Here is a 533-nt window from a genome sequence, read left to right on the forward strand (position 1 = left end):
CAGCGCTTCAGCACGTGATGACTCTGACGCGTCTGGCGGCGAAACGATGGAAGAAGAGCTCAAGCGTTTGCGCCGCGAAAACCGTGAGCTGAAGCGAGCAAACGGGATTCTTAAGACTGCTTCGGCTTTTTTCGCAGCGGAACTCGACCGACCCACGACCAAATGATCTCTTACATCGACGCGTATAAGGATCAGTTTGGGGTCGAGGCCATCTGCCGAGTCCTTAAACAAGCAGATCGTGGATTCATCACCTCACGCGGCTACCGCAAAGCCACCACACGTGTTCCCAGTGCAAGGGCCTTAAACGATAGCCTTCTCATCCCAGAGATACAGCGTGTGCATGCGGAGAATTTCTCGGTCTACGGCATCCGCAAAATGTGGCACGCGATGAACCGTGAAGGCTTTCATATCGGCCGCGATAAGACTGCACGACTGATGAAGCTAGCTGGTGTTTGCGGCCGCAGACGCGGACGAACCCCCGTGACCACGATCAGCCCGAAGACACCGGATCATCGCCCAGACCTAGTGCAGCG

Annotated in this window: 1 pseudogene; it reads left to right on the plus strand. The window is 56.1% G+C overall.

Annotated elements, in window-relative coordinates:
- Window positions 1-533: pseudogene (locus HMPREF2604_RS14280) on the plus strand (IS3 family transposase); the annotation flags it as partial.

The organism is Corynebacterium sp. HMSC055A01, from assembly GCF_001809405.1.
Lineage (GTDB): Bacteria > Actinomycetota > Actinomycetes > Mycobacteriales > Mycobacteriaceae > Corynebacterium > Corynebacterium hesseae.